This window comes from Actinomycetospora sp., assembly GCF_036497245.1.
GTDB lineage: Bacteria > Actinomycetota > Actinomycetes > Mycobacteriales > Pseudonocardiaceae > Actinomycetospora.
On sequence record NZ_DASXJS010000142.1, the window covers coordinates 25,193 to 40,029 of the forward strand.

Sequence of the window (14,837 nt, forward strand, 5' to 3'; positions counted from 1 at the left end):
CTTCACGCCTCGAGGATGGCGACGACGCCCTGGCCGCCCGCCGCGCAGATGGAGATCAGCCCGCGGCCGCCACCCTGGGCGTGGATCGTCTTCGCCAGCGTCGGCACGATCCGGGCCCCGGTGGCCGCGAACGGGTGCCCGGCCGCGAGCGACGAGCCGTGCACGTTGAGCTTGGCGCGGTCGATCGAGCCGAGCGGGGCGTCGAGGCCGAGGCGCTCCTTGCAGAACTGCGGGCTCTCCCAGGCGGCGAGCGTCGAGAGCACGGTGGAGGCGAAGGCCTCGTGGATCTCGTAGTAGTCGAAGTCCTGCAGCGTGAGCCCGTTGCGCTCGAGCAGCCGCGGCACCGCGTACGCCGGGGCCATGAGCAGGCCCTCGTCGCCGTGCACGTAGTCCACGGCGGCGGTCTCGGCGTCGACGAGGTGGGCGAGCACCGGCAGGCCGCGCTCGGCCGCCCACTCGTCGGAGGCGAGCAGCACGGTGGCTGCGCCGTCGGTCAGCGGCGTCGAGTTGCCCGCCGTCATCGTCGCCTCGGCCTTGTCGCCCCCGGCGGGGAAGAAGGCGGGCTTGAGCTTGCCGAGCTTCTCCACGGTCGAGTCGGCGCGCAGGTTGTTGTCCTTGGTGAGCCCGAGGTAGGGCGTCATCAGGTCGTCGAAGAACCCGTCGTCGTAGGCCCGGGCGAGGTTCTGGTGCGACAGCGCGGCGAGCTCGTCCTGGGCGGTGCGCTCGATGCCCCAGTGCGCCGCGGTGATGGCGGCGTGCTCGCCCATCGCCATGCCGGTGCGCGGCTCCCGGTTGGCGGGGATCTCCGGGACGATCTGGTGCGGGCGCAGACCGGCGAGGGCCTTGACGATGCCCGCGGTGGACTTCGCGCGATTGGCCGCCAGGAGCACCTCGCGCAGGTCGTCGTTCACCGCGATGGGGGCGTCGGACGTGGTGTCGACACCGCCCGCGATGCCGACCTCGACCTGGCCGAGAGCGATCTTGTTGGCAACGAGGATCGCGGCCTCGAGGCCCGTTCCACAGGCCTGCTGAACGTCGTAGGTGGGGGTGGCGGCGGACAGGCGCGAACCGAGGACGGCCTCACGCGTGAGGTTGAAGTCCCGGCTGTGCTTGAGCACGGCGCCGGCGACGACCTCCCCCATGCGCTCGTCGGTCAGCCCGAAGCGGGCGACGAGACCGTCGAGTGCCGCGGTGAGCATGTCCTGGTTGGAGGCGCGCGCGTAGGCGCCGTTGGAGCGGGCGAACGGGATGCGGTTGGCACCGACGACCGCCGCGCGACGGGGGCTGGCCACTGGTTCCTCCAGGGGTGCTGGGCTTGGTTACTCGAAAGTAGCAGGTACCGTGAGTGCCGTGAGCCGTCGTTCGCAACGTCACGAGGACGAGGGGCAGGGCCGTCGCGACGGAGATCGTCGTGGCCGTCCGGGCTCCCCGTCCGATGCAGCTGCGGCCGGCGCCCCGCTCGGCGACGGTGCCGGAGCGGATGGAGCTGACCAGGACAGTGCCCCGCCGCCACGCCGTGACAAACGTTCCAGCCGGTGGGACGAGCACCGGCGGGAGCGGCGCAAGGAGCTGACCCTCGCCACGATCGTCGCCATCCGCGCCCACGGCGCGGACGTCGGCATGAGCCAGGTCGCGGCGCAGGCGCGCACCTCCAAGACCGTGGTCTATCGCCACTTCGCGGACAAGTTCGACCTGTACCAGGCGGTCTGCGAGCGGGTCGGCGCCGTCATCGTCGGCCAGGTCCAGGAGGCGATGCGCCAGGCGGGCCCGCCGGAGAAGACCCTGCTGGCCGGGGTGGACGCCTACCTCGGGCTCATCGAGGCCGACCCCGACATCTACCGCTACGTGATGCGCCCGCCGGCCTCCGAGCGCTCGTCGTCCTCCGGGGGCCCGAACGATTTCGTGGGCGACCTGACGTCGTTCATCGGCGACTTCGTCGGCGAGATCATCTCGACGGAACTGCATCGCCAGAACCGCGACGCGACCCCGGCCACCACCTGGGGGCACGCGCTGGTCGGCATGGTGCGCTCGGTGGGCGACCACTGGCTCACCGTGCGCCCCGAGGTCTCCCGCGAGACGATCGCCGGCGAGATCGCCGACCTCGCATGGGCCGGGCTCTCCCGCACCGTGAACGAGGCCGTCGCGTCGGCCTAGTCGTCAGAAGACCCGAGCGCTCACCCGGACGGCGTCGTCCGGCGCCCACCGGCGTGTCCAGGGTGACTCCCGTGGGAATCGCTGCCGTGACCATGAGCACCGCGTCGACGGGCTGACCAGCGGAATGTCGTTCCTACTCGCGGGTAACCTCGTCTCGACGGCGGTCGTCCGACCGTCGCCATCCCCGCCTCCCGGGAGGTCCGGACCGTGACCGCCAGCACACCCCTCGACCCAGGATCGGTCACCCCCGCGGCCGTCGTCGCCGTCCGCCAAGCCCTCGACGGACGCTGGTCGGCCGTCCGCGAGGAGATCCGTGCCCGCGACGACTTCGCCTCGCTGCGCGTCGCGCCCGGCGCCGACCCGGAGACCTACCGCGACCGCGTCTGGGAGATGCTCGGTCAGCTGGCCGCGGACGGGCACGCCCTGCACGGCTTCCCGACGTCGGTCGGCGGGCACGGCGACATCGGCGGCTCCGTCGTCTCGTTCGAGATGCTCGCCTTCGCCGACCTGTCGCTGCAGGTCAAGAGCGGGGTGCAGTGGGGGCTGTTCGGCGGCGCGATCCAGGCCCTCGGCAACGCCGAGCAGCACGCGCGCTACCTGCCGTCCGTGATGGACCTGAGCCTCCCCGGCTGCTTCGGGATGACCGAGACCGGCCACGGCTCCGACGTGCAGTCGGTGCACACCACCGCCACGTACGACCCGGCCACCGGCGAGTTCGTCATCGACACCCCGACCGAGTCGGCACGCAAGGACTACATCGGCAACGCCGCCCGTGACGGGCGCATGGCCGCGCTGTTCGTGCAGCTGTGGACCGCGCCCGCCGGCCAGGAACCCCAGCGGTACGGGGTGCACGCGCTCCTCGTCCCGCTGCGTGACGACGACGGCACCGTGCTGCCGGGCGTCGAGATCACCGACGACGGGCACAAGGAGGGCCTCAACGGCGTCGACAACGGACGCCTGGCGTTCCACGGCGTGCGGGTGCCGCGGGCGAACCTTCTCGACCGCTACGGCACCGTCGCCGCCGACGGCACCTACTCGAGCTCCATCGAGAGCGAGAACCGCCGCTTCTTCACCATGCTCGGCGCGCTCGTGCGCGGTCGGATCAGCGTCTCCGGCTCGGCGGTCGGCGCCGCGATGCTCGCGCTGACCATCGCGATCCGGTACGGCGAGGTGCGCCGCCAGTTCTCCGCGCCCGGCGGCGACGGGGAGATCGCCGTCCTCGACTACCTCGCCCACCAGCGGAAGCTGCTCCCGCTGCTGGCGCGCACCTACGCGCTGCGCTTCGCCCAGAACGAGCTGGTCGAGATGCTCCACGACATCCAGACCACCCGGGAGGCCGGCGGCGACGTCGACGAGAAGCGCCAGCGCGAGCTGGAGTCCCGCGCGGCCGGGATCAAGGCGCTCTCCACGTGGAACGCCACCGAGGTCATCCAGGTCTGCCGGGAGGCCTGCGGCGGGCAGGGCTACCTGTCCGAGAACCGGCTCGGCGCGCTGCGTACCGACACCGACGTCTTCACCACCTTCGAGGGCGACAACACGGTCCTGCTGCAGCTGGTGGCCAAGGGCCTCATCTCCGGGTACGCCGACGACTTCGGCAACCTCGACACGCTCGGCACCATCCGCTTCGTCGCCGACCAGGTGCTCGACTCGGTCGCCGAGCGCACGTCCCTGCACTCCCTCGCGGAGCGGCTGCGCGGCGCCGCGGGCGGGGACGACGACGAGGTCCTCGACAGCTCCTGGCAGATCAAGCTGCTCGACGACCGTGAGGAGCACACGCTCGACTCGCTCGTGCGCCGACTGCGCCCGGCGCGGGGCAAGGGCGTCAGCGCGGAGCGGGCATTCGAGATCTTCAACAGCACCCAGGACCACCTGCTGCGCGCCGCACGCAGCCACCTCGACGGGCTCGTGCTGGACGCGTTCAACCGGGCCTGCGAGGGCCAGCAGGACCCGGCGGCGCGCTCGCTCATGCGCCAGGTCTGCGACCTCTACGCGCTCTCGGTGATCGAGACGGACAAGGGCTGGTTCCTCGAGCACGGCCGGATCTCCGCCTCGCGGGCGAAGGCCGTGACCGCCGAGGTCAACCGGTTGTGCCAGAGCCTGCGCCAGCACGCCCGCGCGCTGATCGACTCGTTCGGCATCCCGGAGGAGTGGATCGGCGCGCCCATCGCCGTCGGCGAGGAGGCGCGGCGCCAGGACGAGGCCATCGCCCACGCGGGCTCGGGGGCGCATACCGCATGACGGGGGCTCACGACGGGTGAAGTCGAGCGTCCCGGGTGGTAGAAGATGCGCACGCATCCGAGAGAGGACGTCGACGTGAGCGCACCGGGCGAGGGCTACGGCCAGTGGAACACGGGTGCGCAGGCGCTGCCGCCACCGAAGCCGAAGAACGGCATGGGGGTCGCCGCCCTCGTCTTCGGCATCCTGGCCGTCCTGACGTTCTGGCTCCCGATCGTCGGCCTCGTGCTGGGTCTGATCGCGGTGGTCTTCGGCGTGGTCGGCCGCGGGCGCGTCCGGGCACAGCGGGCGACGAACGGCGGGATGGCGCTGACCGGGCTGATCCTCGGCCTGCTCGTCTTCCTGGTGAACGCCGTGCTGTCGATCGCGCTGTTCCTGTTCGGCTTCGCCTTCATCAACGTCGGCGGCGGCAACACCCTCGAGCAGTTCCAGCAGTGCATCAGCCAGGCTCGCAGCGCCCCGAACCCGGCGGCGGTCCAGCAGGCGGCGGAGCAGTGCGCCGGGCAGTTCGGCCAGCAGCTGCCGTCGGTGACCGGCGGCCAGTAGCCGGGCCCGTCGGGCGTCGTGGTGGGTGTCCGAACCGGGCGATGAGCCGCCTCGCGGCGCGTGGCACACCAGGGCTTCAGCCGAACGATCGTCCCTGGCGGCTCTTATTACTGAGACCCGGGGGCACATGGCGCCCGGTCCGGACGCCCCATTCAACTACACGACCCGTCGTGATGTTCCTGGACCGCCGCAGAAATTCTGCGTAGCCCGGATCATCGGCCGGCGGGCACCACCGCGAGACCGTCGCGGACCCGGCGCAGTGGCGTGTCGGACGGGCTGTTGACGACGGCGAGGGCGCCGCCGGCCGGGCGGCGGACCATCTGGGTGGAGCCGCCGCCGTCGAGGGCGACCGCCTGCGGGTAGCCCAGATCGACCACGAGCCGACCGAGCTGCGCGAGGGTCGCGCCCACGCTCGTCTGCTGCCTGCCGTCCACCGCGATCAGCGCCAGGGAGCGGCCGTCCGCGGACAGGCCGACGGCGGTGCGGGGTGCGCGCTCGGTGTCCTGCAGTCCGGGCCACGGCGCCCCGCCACGGACGAGGGGCAGCGCCCCCAGCGCGGTCCGCAACGGCGGTGAGCCCGCCGCACCCAGCGCCCAGTGCGGCGTCGCCCGGTCACCGACCCGCAGGGCGCGCAGGCGCCCGGCGCCCGCGTCGCGCCCGACGAGCGCCACCGCACCACCCGGGACCGGCCCGGTGCCCACCGGCCCGGTCGCGGCCACCCGCCCGTCGCGCACCAGCACCTCGACGGCGTCCGCGCTGCACGGGGCCTTCGCGTCGGTGTCGGATCCGCAGACCGTGCGCGAGCGCGGGAACCCGCCCCACGCCGGGGTGAACGCCGCGACCCCGCCGACCGGCACGACGTAGGTGTTGAGGCCGGTCAGGCCGACCGCGCCCGCCGAGGCGTCGACGGCCCCGGAGAAGCGCGCGGTGTCGATCCGCGCCGCACCGGAGCGGTCGATGCCGAGCACGGTGTCGGGGTCGGAGCCGGGCGGCCCCGGTGGGGCGGGCCTGCGGCCGGGGACGACGGCGGAGGTGATCGGCACGCCGTCGGCGAGCTCGACCCCGACGGGCGCCCCCGTGCCGCCCTCGTCGAAGAAGTCGCCGTTGACCGCGCCGATGGCGCCCGCCCGGCCCGCCAGGTCGGGCACCGTCGCCGTCGCGGTGACGACGGGCGAGCGGAGCAGCGCCATCGCCACCTTCCGGTTCCGCAGGTCGACCCGCACGACGTGGCCGTGCACCCGGCCCGCGGCCTGTGTCGTCGTGAACTCGCGGTACTCGGTGCCCGGCACGTCGTCGGCGGCGCGTGGCACGAGCACCTGGTCGAGGATCCGGCCCGGCGGCGGGGGTCCGGGCGGCGGCGGGCCGGCGAGCGCGCTCGGCGCGACCAGCAACGCCGTCGCCAGTGCCGCCAGCGCGCCGGCGAGGGGCCGTACCGCCCGCATCGGTCTCCCCTCGTCCCACGGTCGTCGCGGGCGGAGGGTTCCTTGATCGGGCGACACCGGGATGCGTGCGGCGGGCGCGCCGAGCAGAGTCTCCCTCGTCGGGTGACGTGGCGGACCTCACCAGGTAAAGGGAACTCAAAGCGCATCCCATTCGTCGTCAAGGGGAGCACCGCGACCGGGCTCCGCGTCGACGCGGCCGGAGCCCCGAGGAGGACAGCGTGACGGTCCCGTTCTGGGTCTGGGCGGCGACGATGGCCGGGATCGTCGTCCTGGTCGCCGTCGACATCTGGCACGCGCGATCGCCGCACGAGGTCAGCTTCCGCGAGGCGACGCTGTGGTCGGTGATCTACATCGTCGTCGCGATCGCGTTCGGCGTCGGCCTGTGGGTCTTCATGGGGTCACAGCCCGCCACGGAGTACTTCGCCGGGTGGCTGGTCGAGAAGAGCCTCTCGGTCGACAACCTGTTCATCTTCGCGGTCATCCTGGGCCAGTTCGCGGTGCCCAAGCGCCACCAGCAGAAGGTGCTGCTCTGGGGCGTCATCGGGGCTCTGGTGATGCGCGCGATCTTCATCCTCATCGGCGCCGCGGTGATCTCGGCGTTCGCGTTCGTCTTCGTGATCTTCGGGCTGTTCCTGATCTACACCGCGTACGGGCTGATCCGCTCGCACGGTGCCGGGCCGAAGGACATGAGCGACAACGTCGCCGTGCGCCTCACCCGCAGGCTCGTCACCGTCCACGAGGAGGACACCGCGGAGGGCGACGCGCACGACGGGCGGCTGACCCGCCGGATCGGCGGCCGCTTCGGGGTCACCCCGCTGTTCATCGCGGTCGCGGTGATCCTCTCGGTCGACCTGGTGTTCGCGCTCGACTCGATCCCGGCGATCTTCGGCATCACGCAGAACGCCTACCTGGTGTTCACCGCGAACGCGTTCGCCCTGCTCGGACTGCGTGCCCTCTATTTCCTGCTGGTCGGGCTGCTCGACCGCCTGGTGCACCTGTCCTACGGGCTCGCGTTCATCCTCGCCTTCATCGGCGTCAAGCTGATCCTGCTCTACCTCCACGAGGACGTCTCGACCTCGATCCCCGAAGTGCCGACCTGGCTCTCGCTCGTGGTGATCGTGGCGACGCTCGCGGTCGTGACCGTCACCAGCCTCGTCTCGACCCGTGGTGGGAAGGCCCGTGACGACGCGCCCGCCGAGCCCGCCGGGTCCGGCTCGACGGACCGCCCGGCCGAACCCGCCCCGGAGCACGGGCCGGCCGTGACAGGCTCGGAGCATGACGGCACCGGGAGCCCGACGCGCCGACCGTGACCGCGACCCGGCCGGGCGGGCCCGCAACGCCCGTCCACGCGACGCCTCCGGCCGGCCCCTCCCGCCGGGGGAGTCCGGGGTCGAGCGCGTCGACGAGGACGTCGTGCTCCCTCCGTCGGAGTCCCTCGCCGAGGCCCAGCGGCTGCTCGACGGCGGCTATCCCTTCCACGCGCACGAGGTCCTCGAGGGGGCATGGAAGTCGGGTCCCGACGACGAGCGCCCGTTTTGGCAGGGCCTCGCCCAGCTCGCGGTGGGGCTGACCCACGAGCAGCGCGGCAACCGCCGGGGCGCCGCGTCGCTGCTGCGCCGCGGCGCGGACAACGTCACCGAGGGCGCCGCGACGGGGACCGGGCACGGCGTCGACGCCGCGCGGCTCGCCGCCTGGGCGCAGCAGCGGGCGGACGCCGTGGAAGCGGGCGAGGAGGTCGGCGCGGGCGGGCCACCCCGGCTGCGGGACTGACGCCGGGCCGGCCCCGTTTCGTCGGCGCGTGACCCCGGGCACCCGGACCCGCCATCCGCACCGACCCTCCCGAGGAGGCCCCCGTCATGGCGAACGAGCTGTCCGGCAAGCGCATCGCGATCCTCGCGGCCAGCGGCGTCGAGCAGGTCGAGCTGACCCGCCCGCGCCAGGCCGCCGAGGACGCGGGAGCCACGACCACCCTCGTGTCCGTCGACACCGGCGAGATCCAGGCGATGAACGCCGACATCAACAAGGGCGACACGTTCGCCGTGGACGCATCGATCGATGCCGTCTCCGCCGACGACTTCGACGCGGTGATCCTGCCCGGCGGGACCTGCAACCCGGACACGCTGCGCCAGAACGCCGACGTGATCGCGTTCGTGCAGGCCATCGCGGGGTCGGGCAAGCAGATCGCCGCGATCTGCCACGCCCCGTGGACCCTCGTCGAGGCCGACCTGGTGCGCGGGAAGCGCCTCACGTCGTTCCCCAGCGTGCGCACCGACATCCGCAACGCGGGCGGCACCGTCGTCGACGAACAGGTCGTCGTCGACCAGGGCCTGATCACCAGCCGCAACCCCGACGACCTGGACGCCTTCTGCGCGACCCTGGTGAAGGAGTTCGCCTGAGCGGAACGCCCTGGCCGGGCGGTCAGGCGCGCGCGGCATGATGCGCCGGTGACTCCCGGCCTGTTCGACGAGATCCTCGCGCGCGGCGGCGCCCGGGAGAGCGTCGACGACACCGCGTGGCTCGCCGCGCTGCTCGACGTCGAGGCGGCGCTCGCGCGGGCGACCGCCGACGCCGGTGGGCTCGACCCCGACACCGCGGAGGCGATCGCGACCGCGTGCCGACCCGAGGGGTTCGACGTCGCCGCGCTCGCCGTGGACGCGGCGAGCGCTGGGAACCCGGTGGTGCCGCTGGTCGCGGCGCTGCACGAGGCGGTCCGGGCGAGCGCCGGGGACGGACCGGCCGCCGCGGTCCACCGCGGCGCCACCAGCCAGGACGTCCTGGACACCGCGAGCGCCCTCGTGACCCGGCGCGCCCTCGCCGTCGTCGCCGACGACCTCACCGCGGCGGCCGACGCCGCCGCCGGGCTCGCCCGGGACCACCGCGACCGCGCGGCCGCGGGCCGCACGCTGCTGCAGCAGGCGGCGCCGGTGACCGTCGGCCTGCGTGCCGCCGGGTGGGCGAGCGGGCTCGACGGGGCCGCGACCGCGCTGCGGTCCCGGCGCCCCGCGGTGCAGCTCGGCGGCGCCGTCGGCACGCTCGCGGCCTTCGCGGGACGCGGCCGCGCCGTCCGTGCCGCGCTCGCCCGGAGGCTCGATCTCGACGAGCCGCCGCTGCCGTGGCACACCGAACGCGGCCGGGTCGCCGAGCTCGCCGGGGTGCTCGGTCGCGCGGGCGCGGCGATCGGGTCGGTGGCCACGGACCTGGTCCTGCTCGCCCAGACCGAGGTCGGCGAGGTCCGCGAGGACGTGCCCGGGCGGGGCGGGTCCTCGACGCTGCCCCACAAGCGGAACCCGGTCGCTGCGATCTCGGCCCGCGCGGCGGCCATCGCGGTCCCCGGGCTGGTCGCGTCCCTGCTCACGGCGGCCTCGGGACACGAGTACGAGCGCGCCGCCGGGTCCTGGCACGCGGAGTGGCGGCCCACCTCGGAGCTGCTGCGCACCGTCGGGTCCGGGGCCGCCTGGCTCGCCGACGCCCTCGGTCACCTGGCGCTAGACCCGGCCCGGGTCGCGGCCTCGCTCGACGTCACCGGCGGTCTGCTCCTGGCCGAGAACGTCACCACGACCCTGCGCGGCCGCGTCGACGACCCGAAGGGCCTCGTCACCGCCGCGGCGTCGGCCAGTCTCGACGAGGACCGGCCGTTCGCCGACGTGCTCGCCGAGGCCCTCGCCGGCACCGACGTCACCCGCGCGGAGATCGACGCCGCACTCGACCCGGCGGCCCACGTCGGCGAGGCGGTCGATCTCGTCGACGCCTTCCTCGCCGCCCGCGCCACCCCGGAGGAATACCCGTGACCGACAGGCCCGACCTCGACCCCGCAGGCCTCGCGACCCGCCGCGAGGTCCTCGGCGACGAGCACGTCGACCGCGCCCTCGCGAACACCGACGACACCACCGCGGACTTCCAGGCGTTCATCACCCGCTACGCGTGGGACGGGATCTGGAACCGCCCGGGTCTCGACCGCCGCCAGCGCAGCATCGTCACCCTCTCCGTGCTGGCCGCGCTGCACCACGACGGGGAGCTCGCGATGCACGTACGGGCGGCGCTGCGCAACGGCCTGACCCGCGAGGAGATCCGGGAGGTCCTGCTGCAGGTCGGGGTGTACGCCGGGGTGCCGGCGGCGAACCGGGCGTTCGCGGTGGCCCAGCGGGTGCTCGCCGAGGTCCCGGAGGACTGAGGTCCGCCCCGATCGCGGCCGCGACGCACCCGTGCGCCGCGCGGGGAACCCGCCGGGGTGCCCACTACCGTGGGCGGGCACGAGACGGTGCGGTCGAGGGGACGAGGGTGCGAGGACGGATCGGGACGACGACGGGGGCCCGACGGCCGGTGGCGCCCACAGGGCTCACGACGGCCGTCGCCGGGGCCCTGGCCGCCATGGCGGTCCTCGCGGGCTGCTCGTCGGGAGAGGAGCTCGCGACACCGGCGATCCCGAGCTTCCCGGGGCCCGGCGCCGCGCCCGCGACGTCCGCCCCCGCCCCGCGGTCCACGATCGTGCCGACCGACTGCAACCAGATCCTGTCCAAGGACACCCTGCCGAACCTGCTCGGCCTGCCGCTGGGCTCGGTCGACGTGCGCTCGCTGCGTGACGTGCCCGCGCCGTCGGTCGGTCGTCTCGAGCGGGTGACCTGCACCTACTCCTCCACCGGCGGCGCGGGGGCACCGAACCAGGGCTCGCAGGTCCTCAAGATGCTCGCGAGCGGCTACTCCGACGCCCAGGCGGCCCAGGCCCAGGTGGCGGTCAACAACCAGGTGGAGCAGAAGTCGGGGGTCAACGGCGTCGACACCCCGATCGGGGCCGCGACCGGGACCTACTTCTCCGACCCGGACGGCCCGATCCTCGTGGTCGCCTACCGGCAGGTGACCGTGAGCCTCTCGGTCACCCGCGGCGCACTGTCCGCCGACCAGACTCGGTCGGTGCTGGTCGACCTCGCCCAGCGGGTCCTCCCCGTCCTCGTCCCTCCGGGGTCCTGAGCCGGGTCTCGTCGGTCACGGGCGCCCCGCTGGGTGCGCTCCGGGAACCCCGACGGCGTACGATTCATTTGCGTACGCTAACGACAAGGGGGACTGCCGCGTGACCACGGCGACGGCACGACCGACGGGTGCGACGCCGGAGCAGCCCGGACGGTCCGATCGCTACAAGTGGGTGGCGCTGTCGAACACCACGCTCGGCGTGCTGATCGTCACGATCAACATGTCGATCCTGCTCATCGCGCTGCCCGACATCTTCCGCGGGATCAACATCGACCCGCTGGCGCCGTCGAACATCAGCTACCTGCTGTGGCTGATCATGGGCTACCTCGTGGTGACCGCGGTGCTCGTCGTGAGCTTCGGTCGCATCGGCGACATGTACGGCCGCACCAAGATGTACAACCTCGGGTTCGCGGTCTTCACGTTCTTCTCGATCCTGCTCGCCGTCACGTGGCTGCAGGGCGACGCAGGCGCGATCTACCTGATCGTCATGCGGGTGCTGCAGGGCATCGGCGGCGCACTGCTGCTCGCGAACTCGACGGCGATCCTCACCGACGCCTTCCCGACCCACCAGCGTGGCCTGGCCCTCGGGATCAACTCGATCGCCGCGATCGCGGGCTCGTTCATCGGCCTGATCATCGGCGGTGTCCTCGCCCCGATCAGCTGGCACCTCGTGTTCGTGGTCTCGGTGCCGATCGGGGTCTTCGGCACGATCTGGGCCTACTTCAAGCTCAAGGAAACCGGCGAGCGGCACGCGGCGCGGATCGACTGGTGGGGCAACATCACCTTCGCCGTCGGCCTCATCGCGGTGCTCATGGGCATCACGTACGGCATCCAGCCCTACGGCACGCACGTCATGGGCTGGACGAGCCCGATGGTGCTCGGCCTCCTGATCGGCGGCGTCGTGGTGCTCGGCATCTTCGCGGCGGTCGAGATGAAGGTCGCCGAGCCGATGTTCCACCTGTCGCTGTTCCGCATCCGCGCGTTCACGGCCGGGAACATCGCGAGCCTGCTCGCCGCCCTCGGCCGCGGCGGCCTGCAGTTCATCCTGATCATCTGGCTGCAGGGCATCTGGCTGCCCCAGCACGGCTACGACTACGAGTCGACGCCGCTGTGGGCCGGCATCTACATGGTTCCGCTGACGATCGGGTTCCTCATCGCCGGGCCGATCTCGGGTGTGCTCTCCGACCGCCACGGCGCACGGGCGTACGCGACGGTCGGCATGCTCGGCGCGGCCGTGAGCTTCCTGCTGCTGAAGTTCCTGCCCGTCGACTTCTCCTACTGGGGCTTCGCGATCATCCTCGCGGTCAACGGCCTCTCGATGGGCCTGTTCTCCTCGCCCAACCGCGCCGCGATCATGAACTCGGTGCCGCCCCGTCAGCGCGGCGCCGCGGCCGGCATGACCTCGACGTTCCAGAACGCCGCGACGGTGCTCTCGATCGGCATCTTCTTCTCGATGCTGATCCTGGGCCTCTCGAGCTCGCTGCCCTCGGCTCTGCGCACCGGGCTCCTCGCCCACGGGGTCCCGGTCGACGCGGCGCAGCGCATCTCCGAGCTGCCGCCGGTGAGCACCCTGTTCGCCTCGCTGCTCGGCTACAACCCGATGCAGACGCTGCTCGGCCCGCAGGTCCTCGCCCAGGTGGGGCCGCAGCAGGCGGAGTTCCTCACCGGCCGGTCCTTCTTCCCGTCGTTGATCTCCGGGCCGTTCGGCGACGGCCTCACGTTCGCGCTGGTCTTCGCCGCCCTGTGCTGCGTGGTCGCGGCCCTGGCCTCGCTGCTGCGCGGTGGCAAGTACGCCTACCAGGAGCCCGCGACGGTCGTGGCGGACGGGACGAGTCCTGCCGTCGGCGAGGACGGGTACGGGGACGGGCGCGGCGCGGCGGTCACCGGGAACGGGCACGGCGGGAACGTGAACGGGAACGGGAACGGGCACGTCGTGCCGGGACCGCTGTCGGGGCGGCTGCTGCAGGGTCGGGTCATCGGGCCCGATGCCACCCCGACCCCCGCAGTGCTCACGCTGGTCGACGGGGCCGGGCGTCAGGCCGGACGCGCGGTCTCCGACGACGACGGACACTTCCGCATCGAGCCGCCGTCGGCCGGTGACTTCCTCGTCATCGCCACCCCGCAGGGCTCGGACGGGTCCGTCGCGCCTCGCGCCACCCAGGTGTCGGTGAGCAGCGTGCCGGTCGATCTCGACCTCGTGCTGGATCGCCGGGTGGCCGGCCGGACCTGATCGGGAGTTCCCTGCCCCCGGGTAATGATCATCACGGGTGCAGGTGATCCGATGTTCAAAATCATCCGGGATCGTCGGACTCGTGACCGGATTCGATCATCCCGAACGCCGGCCCGGGCTCCTCGGAGCCGTGACGGTCGTCCTGACCGCGGCCGCCGGCGCCATCGACGTCGTGACCTACTTCGCCTTCAACCAGGTCTTCGCCTCGACCATGACCGGCAACCTGGTCCTGCTCGGTCTCGGCGTCGGTCAGGGTGAGTGGGAGCAGGTCCTCGACAACGTCTGTGCCATCGCCGGGTACTGCGGCGGGCTCGTCGTCGGCACCCTCGTGTGCGGGGTCGCGATGCGCCGCCTGCCCTGGCGCAACGCCGTCGGGGTCGCGCTGACCGTCGAGCTCGTCCTGCTGGTCGCCGTCGGCCTCTACTGGTGGGGTGTCGACGACGGCTCCGTGATCGCCCAGGCGAAGGTCGTCGTGCTCGTCGTCGGGGCCGGCCTGGCGATGGGGATCCAGGCGGCGGCGATGCGCTACATCGGCCCGGCGGGCACCCCGACGAGCTTTCTCTCGGGCACCGTGACGAACTGGGTGTCGAGCCTGGTCGAACTGCATACTCCGTTCGCGTGGAACTGGAACTCGCCGCTGCGCATCGGCGTGATCGTCGTCGCGGCCGCGGGCAACGCCGTGGTCCAGCGTCAAATCCCGGACCTCGCGTTCGCCGCGCCGATCCTGCTCGTGCTGCTGGCGATGGTGATGATGGCCCGGGTCACCCGCGCCAACCACGGCGGTCTGGTCGCCGGTGAGCCGCAGTTCGCCCCGGTCCCGGGCGCGGCGGTCCCCGACGCGGAACCATCGAAGCCCGCGGTGCCGGCGGAGCCTGCGGAGCCGGCGGAGCCCGCGGAAGGGTCGGCCCCGGCCGGGGTGGGTCGACTGCTCGGGCGGGTCATCGATCAGGGCGGCGAGCCCCGGCCGGCCGCGGTCACGCTGGTCGACATGGCCGGTCGTCAGGTCCACCGCACGCACACCGAGACCGACGGCCGCTTCGACGTCCGACCGCCCGAGTCCGGTCAGTTCGTGCTGATCTGCACCCCGCACCGGATGGGCGGGGGAGCGCACCGTCCCCGGGCGATGATGGTGGCGGTGGACGGGGTCGCCGTGACCCACGAGGTCGTGCTCGGAGCCACATGACGGCTCGGCCCGGCTCATGATCGCAGGTCGGCGCCACGGAGGGCCGGCCACTCAGGCTCTCGCCTGTGGCTGCGCCGCTTCG

The 14,837-nt window shown here is 73.0% G+C and carries 13 protein-coding genes; 11 read left to right on the forward strand and 2 right to left on the reverse strand.

Annotated elements, in window-relative coordinates; all coding sequences use genetic code 11:
* Nucleotides 1-2 precede the first annotated feature (2 nt).
* The gene (locus tag VGI02_RS15040; RefSeq protein ID WP_331628206.1) at nucleotides 3-1,292 is read right to left on the reverse strand and encodes an acetyl-CoA C-acetyltransferase; all 1,290 of its coding nucleotides are present in this window, start codon (nucleotides 1,290-1,292) and stop codon (nucleotides 3-5) included.
* A 58-nt stretch (nucleotides 1,293-1,350) separates the two neighbouring features.
* Between VGI02_RS15040 and VGI02_RS15045 the strand changes: the two genes are divergently transcribed.
* The 3 genes from VGI02_RS15045 (at nucleotide 1,351) to VGI02_RS15055 (ending at nucleotide 4,935) form a co-directional block, all read left to right on the forward strand.
* Nucleotides 1,351-2,154, forward strand: a complete 804-nt coding sequence (locus VGI02_RS15045) for a TetR/AcrR family transcriptional regulator (RefSeq protein ID WP_331628207.1) — start codon at nucleotides 1,351-1,353, stop codon at nucleotides 2,152-2,154.
* A 207-nt stretch (nucleotides 2,155-2,361) separates the two neighbouring features.
* Entirely contained in the window at nucleotides 2,362-4,392 is a 2,031-nt protein-coding gene (locus VGI02_RS15050) for an acyl-CoA dehydrogenase family protein (RefSeq protein ID WP_331628208.1), read from the forward strand.
* Nucleotides 4,393-4,467: 75 nt separating this feature from the next.
* Nucleotides 4,468-4,935: a DUF4190 domain-containing protein gene (locus VGI02_RS15055; RefSeq protein WP_331628209.1), complete on the forward strand. Its 468-nt coding sequence runs from the start codon at nucleotides 4,468-4,470 to the stop codon at nucleotides 4,933-4,935.
* 212 nt (nucleotides 4,936-5,147) lie between these two features.
* On the opposite strand, the gene VGI02_RS15060 is transcribed toward VGI02_RS15055, so the two are convergent.
* Nucleotides 5,148-6,377, reverse strand: a complete 1,230-nt coding sequence (locus tag VGI02_RS15060) for a phosphodiester glycosidase family protein (protein ID WP_331628210.1) — start codon at nucleotides 6,375-6,377, stop codon at nucleotides 5,148-5,150.
* Between the two features lie 218 nt (nucleotides 6,378-6,595).
* On the opposite strand from VGI02_RS15060, the gene VGI02_RS15065 reads away from it, so the two are divergent.
* From VGI02_RS15065 to VGI02_RS15100, 8 genes are all read left to right on the forward strand, one after another.
* On the forward strand, nucleotides 6,596-7,687 hold the full coding sequence (locus VGI02_RS15065) for a TerC family protein (protein WP_331628211.1): 1,092 nt from the start codon (nucleotides 6,596-6,598) through the stop codon (nucleotides 7,685-7,687).
* The gene (locus VGI02_RS15070; protein ID WP_331628212.1) at nucleotides 7,653-8,147 is read left to right on the forward strand and encodes a DUF309 domain-containing protein; all 495 of its coding nucleotides are present in this window, start codon (nucleotides 7,653-7,655) and stop codon (nucleotides 8,145-8,147) included. Before VGI02_RS15065 ends, VGI02_RS15070 begins: the two co-directional genes overlap by 35 nt.
* Nucleotides 8,148-8,233: 86 nt before the next feature.
* Entirely contained in the window at nucleotides 8,234-8,773 is a 540-nt protein-coding gene (locus VGI02_RS15075; protein WP_331628213.1) for a type 1 glutamine amidotransferase domain-containing protein, read from the forward strand.
* A gap of 48 nt (nucleotides 8,774-8,821) precedes the next feature.
* Nucleotides 8,822-10,165, forward strand: a complete 1,344-nt coding sequence (locus tag VGI02_RS15080) for a lyase family protein (protein ID WP_331628214.1) — start codon at nucleotides 8,822-8,824, stop codon at nucleotides 10,163-10,165.
* Complete coding sequence (gene pcaC, locus VGI02_RS15085) at nucleotides 10,162-10,548, forward strand: 4-carboxymuconolactone decarboxylase (protein ID WP_331628215.1); 387 nt, start codon at nucleotides 10,162-10,164, stop codon at nucleotides 10,546-10,548. The genes VGI02_RS15080 and pcaC overlap by 4 nt, the downstream gene beginning before the upstream one ends.
* A gap of 107 nt (nucleotides 10,549-10,655) precedes the next feature.
* Nucleotides 10,656-11,342, forward strand: a complete 687-nt coding sequence (locus tag VGI02_RS15090) for a hypothetical protein (RefSeq protein WP_331628216.1) — start codon at nucleotides 10,656-10,658, stop codon at nucleotides 11,340-11,342.
* 220 nt (nucleotides 11,343-11,562) lie between these two features.
* Nucleotides 11,563-13,572 carry an MFS transporter gene (locus tag VGI02_RS15095; RefSeq protein ID WP_414638283.1) on the forward strand — a complete coding sequence of 670 codons (2,010 nt, stop codon included), beginning with the start codon at nucleotides 11,563-11,565 and terminating at the stop codon, nucleotides 13,570-13,572.
* An 82-nt stretch (nucleotides 13,573-13,654) separates the two neighbouring features.
* A complete protein-coding gene (locus tag VGI02_RS15100; protein WP_331628218.1) occupies nucleotides 13,655-14,755 on the forward strand; it encodes a DUF1275 family protein in 1,101 nt (366 codons plus the stop codon).
* Nucleotides 14,756-14,837: the final 82 nt, after the last annotated feature.

What these genes read in the sequence shown, in the direction of transcription:
- VGI02_RS15070 (WP_331628212.1), top strand. Translation starts at nt 7,653, where the DNA reads ATGACGGCACCGGGAGCCCGACGCGCCGACCGTGACCGCGACCCGGCC.
- VGI02_RS15075 (WP_331628213.1), top strand. Translation starts at nt 8,234, where the DNA reads ATGGCGAACGAGCTGTCCGGCAAGCGCATCGCGATCCTCGCGGCCAGC.
- VGI02_RS15095 (WP_414638283.1), top strand. Translation starts at nt 11,563, where the DNA reads ATGTCGATCCTGCTCATCGCGCTGCCCGACATCTTCCGCGGGATCAAC.
- VGI02_RS15060 (WP_331628210.1), bottom strand. Translation starts at nt 6,377, where the DNA reads ATGCGGGCGGTACGGCCCCTCGCCGGCGCGCTGGCGGCACTGGCGACG.